5 protein-coding genes are annotated in these 7,223 nt (G+C 44.9%); all 5 read left to right on the top strand.

Annotated elements, in window-relative coordinates; genetic code table 11:
- Positions 1-6 precede the first annotated feature (6 nt).
- Positions 7-888, top strand: a complete 882-nt coding sequence (locus tag NTX75_05770; GenBank protein MCX5815736.1) for an NAD(P)/FAD-dependent oxidoreductase — start codon at positions 7-9, stop codon at positions 886-888.
- Positions 885-1,838 (top strand): radical SAM protein, encoded by a 954-nt coding sequence (locus NTX75_05775; protein ID MCX5815737.1) that lies wholly within the window; start codon positions 885-887, stop codon positions 1,836-1,838. Before NTX75_05770 ends, NTX75_05775 begins: the two co-directional genes overlap by 4 nt.
- Positions 1,838-3,820 (top strand): YgiQ family radical SAM protein, encoded by a 1,983-nt coding sequence (locus tag NTX75_05780; protein MCX5815738.1) that lies wholly within the window; start codon positions 1,838-1,840, stop codon positions 3,818-3,820. The genes NTX75_05775 and NTX75_05780 overlap by 1 nt, the downstream gene beginning before the upstream one ends.
- Positions 3,821-3,864: 44 nt before the next feature.
- The gene (locus NTX75_05785) at positions 3,865-6,084 is read left to right on the top strand and encodes a PAS domain-containing sensor histidine kinase (GenBank protein MCX5815739.1); all 2,220 of its coding nucleotides are present in this window, start codon (positions 3,865-3,867) and stop codon (positions 6,082-6,084) included.
- A 171-nt stretch (positions 6,085-6,255) separates the two neighbouring features.
- The coding region (rlmD, locus tag NTX75_05790) for a 23S rRNA (uracil(1939)-C(5))-methyltransferase RlmD (GenBank protein MCX5815740.1) at positions 6,256-7,223 on the top strand (968 nt) is incomplete at its 3' end.

The raw sequence follows: 7,223 nt of genomic DNA on the forward strand, positions 1-7,223 counted from the left end.
GTAGCCATCATCGGCGCCGGCCCTGCCGGTATTGCAGCATCAATACAACTCAAACGCTATGGAATCGACACTATACTCTTTGAAAAAAACGGTGTCGGGGGGCTGCTGCGGAACGCTAACTTTGTTGAGAATTATCCGGGGTTTCCTAAGGGGATTTCAGGCAGCCGCCTTGTCAACTCTTTCAAAAAACAATTGGAAGCCCTCTCGATAAATGTTCTCCTCGAAGAGGTTTTGAGGCTTGACCTCGAAGACAAAACGAAAAAAGGTTTCATTATAGAGACTGCCGCCGGGCTTTACAGGTCAAGCATGACAGTCATTACTACGGGAACAAAGCCAAAGAAGGCTGCATCCATTACGATACCGGACAACGTTAAAGGCAATATCTACTATGAAATCCTCCCTATTATTGCAACAAGAAGAAAGACGATCATTATTGCAGGTGGCGGAGATGCCGCCTTTGATTATGCCCTGAACCTCGGAAGATATAACGAGGTAATTATCCTCAACCGGACCGACAGAACAAGATGCCTCCCTCTTCTGCGGGAGAGGGCCTCCCTTCTGAAAAACATTACTTATCATGAAAATACCTTAATCTCAGGGGTTACACAATCGCCTGACCATGGATTGCATATCACATGTTTAATGCCCGGCGGTGTGGCCGCCTTTTCTGCCGATTATCTGATATTTGCCGTCGGTAGAGAGCCACAACTTGATTTTCTTGCTGAAAAAGTGAAGAATAGTATCCCCCCTTTGAAGGAAAAAGGGATTCTTTATTTCGCCGGCGATGTGCACAACGGTGATTTCAGACAGACCTCTATCGCTACAGGGGAGGGTATCATGACAGCCATGAAGATTCAGCGAATAATGAAGGAGGCACAAAAAGGATGAGGGTTGTTGCATCGGCAGGAAGGGAAGACGTCGCCCTTGTATATGTCATGGAATTCAAAAAAGACATGATGGTGGAGTGTGTGGAATCGATCCAGCCGCCATACCCGAGAGAGAAAAAGTGGGTTCTCATCGTTTCCACCATGTTCGGCTGTCCGGTGGGGTGTCTTATGTGTGATGCCGGTTCACATTACCGGGGAAGGCTTTCCAAAGAAGAGATGTTTGCCCAAATAGATTTTCTTATAAAAAAACGCTACGATAACGGGTCAATACCGGTGGATAAGCTCAAGATACAGTTCGCGCGCTTAGGTGAACCTTCATTCAACCCTGAGGTGCTCCGCGTCCTCGAAGAGCTTCCCCTGAAATATAATGCCCCGGGGCTCATGCCCTCTATCTCAACCGTTGCACCTTCCGGAACAGAGGAATTCTTTGAAAGCCTCATTGTTATCAAGGAGAAGCTTTATGACAGAGGCCGCTTTCAACTTCAATTCTCTATCCACAGCACCGACGATGCGTCAAGAAACCGGCTTGTCCCCGTTAAAAAATGGAGTTTTTCAGAGATATCAAGTTACGGGGAACGATTCTGCACAAACACCGACCGTAAAGTAACTCTGAACTTCGCTCTCGCAAATGACGTGCCTGTAGAGCCTGAAGTCCTTCTGCGCCATTTCAATCCTGAAAAGTTCCTGATAAAGATAACGCCTTTAAATCCGACATACCGGGTATCTGAGAACGGACTGTCTTCTTATATCGACCCCTATCGCAACGGTTTTGACTATGCAATAGTAAAAGAGTTGTCAGACTGCGGTTATGAGGTGATTGTCAGCATAGGAGAGGTGGAGGAAAACTTCATCGGCAGCAACTGCGGACAGTACATAACAAAGCATATGACGTCACAGAAACAGATGAACGAAGGTTATACCTATCACATTCAACAATATCCGGCAGTCTAATGGGTAGATTTGCAGATACGGCTAAAACCTTTGCAGGCGGCCAAAATAACTTCCTTCCCCTTTCATCTGACGACTTTAAAAAGAGGGGATGGGATGCACTTGATATAATCCTTATCACCGGCGATGCATATGTGGACCATCCATCATACGGTGCTGCCGTAATCGGGAGGGTATTGGAAAATGCCGGTTACAGGGTGGGTATTATTCCACAGCCCGATTGGAGAAAGCCCGACGATTTCGGGAAACTGGGGAAGCCCCGCCTCTTCTTCGGTATCACCGCCGGTAATATGGATTCCATGGTGGCAAACTATACGGCAAACAAGAGACCGAGACAAAAGGACGACTATTCTCCAGGAGGAAAGGCTGGTTTGCGCCCTGACAGGGCAACAATCGTTTATGCCAACCGGATCAGGGAAGCTTTTGGAGATATTCCGATAGTTATAGGGGGAATCGAGGCAAGTCTGCGGAGATTTGCTCATTACGACTGGTGGGATAATGCGGTGAGGCGGTCTATTCTCCTCGACTCGCGGGCAGACATCCTTGTTTATGGAATGGGTGAAAGACAGGTCGTGGAAATAGCGGAAAGACTGAGCAAAAGTGAAAACCTTTCAGGGATCAGGGGAACGGCCATTGTAACGTATAGCGGAGAGCCCCCGCTACGCGAGGACAAGCGTAGAGCGTTTAATTCCGTAGCCGAAGGCTTCAGCCTGCGTCATCCGAAGGACGTGGGACGTGGGACGTGGGACAGCGAGAAAGAAGAACCGGCGAAGCGGCGAACCGGCGATAACGAACTGGTAACACATGACGATTTACGATTTACGAGATACGATTTACGAGATACGGCAGTTGAGATTCCTTCCTATGAAGAAGTGAAAGAGGACAAAGAGAAATTCAATGAAGCCTTCAGGCTGATCTATCAAAATCAGGATCCATTCACCGGGAAAACTATCATACAAAGGTATGCTACAAGGTGTGTCATACAGTATCCGCCGCCCCTTCCCCTTACGGAATACCAACTGGACGCCATTTACGAGTTGCCTTACATGAAGAATCCGCATCCGTCCTATAAAGAAAAGGGTAGCATCCCTGGTTTCGAAACGGTCAGATTTTCCCTCATCTCTCACAGAGGATGCTGCGGCGAATGCAGTTTCTGCGCCCTCTCCATGCATCAAGGAAGGATTGTCCAATCAAGAAGCAAAAAATCTATTCTAAGAGAAGCAACATTACTTACAAAAAGAGAGGATTTCAGGGGCACCATTACCGACATAGGTGGTCCTACGGCCAATCTTTATAAGGCAAAATGCCCTTTATGGGACAGTAAAGGTGCCTGCCGGAACAAACAGTGTCTCATGCCGGAAAAATGCAAAAACCTGAAAACAGGATACAGAGATAGCATAGAATTATACAATGAAGTCCTTTCACTGCCAAAAGTAAAACATGTTTTTTTGGAGAGCGGGATCAGATACGACCTGCTCACAGATAATGATTCCACCGGATATTTTTCACATCTCTGCACATATCATATCAGCGGACAGATGAAGGTTGCCCCGGAACATACCGTCGATCGTGTCCTGAAATTAATGAACAAACCACCCTTCCACGTTTATGAGACATTTGCCAAACAATATATAGAAACAAACAGGCGGCTGAAAAAAGACCAGTATCTTGTTCATTATTTCATCAGTGCCCATCCGGGCTCAACATTGGAAGATACATTTGCCCTTTCACAATATCTTATGAAAAGAAAAATCCATCCTGAACAGATTCAGGATTTCATCCCCCTACCCCTCACCCTGTCAGGCTGTATGTACTACACAGAAAAACACCCTTTCACAGGAGAAAAGGTATATGTGGCAAAGACATTCCGGGAGCGTAAAATGCACCGTGCACTCATTCAATACAAAAATCCGAAAAATAAAAAGCTCATCGAAGAAGCAATGAAAATTTTGAAAAAGCGTAATAAAAGTAATTCAAAACTCTAAAAATATCTTATAATGATGGGGGAAGCTTCACAGGGACATCCAATATGAATTACGAGAATCTGACAAAAGATGAGCTTGTAAACGAATTATCAAAACTCCATCAGTGCGTTGTTGATTTTAAACACTCGGAGTCAGAACTGAAGGAGGCTGAAACCGCCCTCCGTCAAGCCGAAGAAAAGTATCGGAATATATACGAAAATGCCACCGAAGGTGTATTCCAGACAAGTCCTGACGGGCGTTTTATCAGCGCCAACCCCTCCCTTGCCCGCATTCATGGCTATGATTCCCCCGAAGATCTCATCAATTCAGTAGATGACATGGCTCATCAGCTCTATGTAAGCCCTGAAAGGCGTGCAGACCTCATCAGGCTCCTCCAGAAATACGGCGCTGCCCAGAACTTTGAAGTTCAGATGTACCACAAGGATAGAACACTGCAATGGATTTCAATAAACGTAAGGGTCGTAAAGGACAAGGACGGAAAAGTCCTTTTCTATGAAGGCACCATGCAGGACATCACTCAGCGGAAGATTGCCGAGCAGTCCCTCAAGGAGAGTGAGGAGCGTTACAGGACCGCCATTGAGCATTCCAACGACGGTGTTGCCATTATACATGGAAACATCAACCAGTATGTAAATAGAAGATTCATTGAAATGTTTGAATATGAAAGACCTGAAGAGATAATCGGTAAACCGGTCATGATGGTGGTTCATCCTGACGACCTTGAAAGGGTAACCAGCATTAATAGAAAAAGGCAGAAAGGTGAACCCGTTCCGTCACGATATGAATTCAAGGGTATTACCAGGAACAAAAAAACCATCTACATTGAGGTTTCAGCCACAAGCACTACTTTCCGCGGGGAACCCGTTTATCTTATTTACATGAGAGATATCACCGAAAGGAAGCAAGCTGAGGATGCCATCAGAAACGAAAGAAACAGGTTTCAGACCCTATCCGAGAATGCCCCTTTCGGTATAGCCATGATCGATAAGGAAGGATACTTTACCTACATCAACCCGAAATTCATTGAAATCTTCGGCTATACGCTGAAAGATATACCTACAGGGAAAATGTGGTTCAAAAAAGCTTATCCGGACAGGAATTATCAAAAGAAGGCTATTCTTGATTGGATAGACGACGTTGAAAACACAAAGCCAGGCGAAAAAATGCCGAGGACTTTCGATGTAACCTGCAAGGACAATACGGTGAAAACAATCAATTTCATTCCTGTCATGCTCAGCACAGGCGAACTCATTATATCCTTTGAAGATATTACCGGACGTATAGAAGCACATAATGCCCTTATCAAGTCTCACAAAGAACTCGAAAACCTCAACAGGGCAAAAACCAAGGCCGTTAATCATATCTCACACGAGCTGAAAACGCCCATTGCTGTCATTCAGGGAAACATTCGCATTCTGAGACGCAAGCTTGAAACCATGTCGCTTATAACACATTTTCAGGGACTCATTGAGCCTCTTGAACGGAATCTGGAGCGCCTTTTTAATATCTCGCGGGAAACCGATGAAATATTCAATGTATCCCAGGAACTTGAGGCGCTTGTTATTCTCGATGACATTGACCGCCTCTGGCAGCATATGGAAGTTTTATCCGAAATACCGTCTAACATTCGTTCTCACTGGGAAGCGCTCAAAGACTGGACAAGTCATCATCTTTCCGGCAGCACACAAAATTTTCAATCCATCGACCTGTCTCCCTTTATTCAGTCTGTCCTCGAAAAGATGAAACACCTCTTTGCCCACAGGCATATCCGTTTTCAGATAGACGGGGAAAATTTCCTCTTCATTTCCATGGACCCCGTTATTTTAAGGGACATCGTTGAAAGTCTTGTAAAGAACGCCATCGAAAATACCCCTGATGGCGGAATCATTGTAATTACAATGGAACAAAAAAAAGATAAAATTTGGCTTCATATTACAGATTATGGGGTTGGCATTACAGAAGAAAACCAGCAGTACATATTTGACGGTCTTTTTCATACAGAGGAAACTGAATCGTACAGTTCCAAAAAACCTTATGATTTTGGAGCCGGTGGTAAAGGGCTCGAACTGCTCAGAATGAAAATCAACGGACGGCGGTTTGGTTTTGACATATCCTGCAAAACCCAGCGGTGTATCTATATCCCTTCTGACCAGGACATTTGTCCGGGAAACATTTCTCTGTGTCAGCATTGCAAATCTCCTGATGACTGTAAAAATTCCGGAGGAACCACCTTTTCTGTATCATTCCCGATTGGAACCGATTGAAAATTTAGAATTTAATAAACCCGAAAAATGAATAAACTTACTTAACATAACATTTTATACCAATTCGGATTCAAAGATAGCACCCAGAAGGTACCCGGGCGAGGAGGAGGAGGCGACGGAGGCGTACATTTTGGTACGTCAAGGAGATGACGACGAAGTCAACAAAGTTATATGAATGAAGGCGAATTGGTATTAAACAAAGAAGATACGATCACAGTTGAAATAACCGATATGGCCTTTCCGGACGGTTACGGAGTCGCAAAGCATGAAGGACTCGTTATTTTTGTTCCTGATTGTGTTCCCGGTGACATCGTAAAAATAAAGATTGTAAAAACCAGTAAAAAGTTCGCCTATGGAAAGGTCCTCGAAATTGAAACCCCCTCCCCTTTCAGGGTCACCCCTGCATGCCCTCATTCTGATATATGCGGCGGCTGTACCATGCAAAACCTCTCATATGAAAAACAGCTTCAGGTTAAAGAAAATTATTTAAAAGAATCCCTGAAAAGGATTGGGAGAATCGATATTGCAAACGTCAGAATCTCATCTATTGCTCCATCGCCGGACATACATTTCTATAGAAGTAAAATCGAACTTGCCTTCGGCGAAGATGAGCATGGCATCATACTCGGTATGCGGAAAAGGGTTCCATTATCCGGGAAATATGCATGGGATGTGACGCCCCTCGTGAAATGCGATATCTTTAGTGACATAATTCAAAAAATTATACCGCTCTTTAGAGGCTTTGCCGGCAAGAACAACCTTTCCGCCTACAACCCGCTCACCGGTAAAGGTTTCCTGAGACATCTCATCCTGAGAGAGGCAAAATCTACCGGCAATATGATGGCTATCATCGAAACAGCGAAGGGCAAGCTGCCTGATACGACAGAACTCTGGCAAACCCTTGTACAGGAAATCCCGAACATAAAAACCCTTTACAGGATCATAAACAACCAGCCCGGGGATGTCATTCACTATGAAAGGTCTTCCAGGTTTTTCGGCGAATCATATATTACAGAATCGATGGGGGGCATAAGTTTCCGGATTTATCCCGAATCGTTTTTTCAACCCAATCCGAAGGCTGCTCACCTTTTATACTCCAGATTAGCGGAGTTTGTGCAACATGAAACCAATCCCCCCTC

Source organism: Pseudomonadota bacterium, assembly GCA_026388315.1.
Lineage (GTDB): Bacteria > Desulfobacterota > Syntrophorhabdia > Syntrophorhabdales > Syntrophorhabdaceae > MWEV01.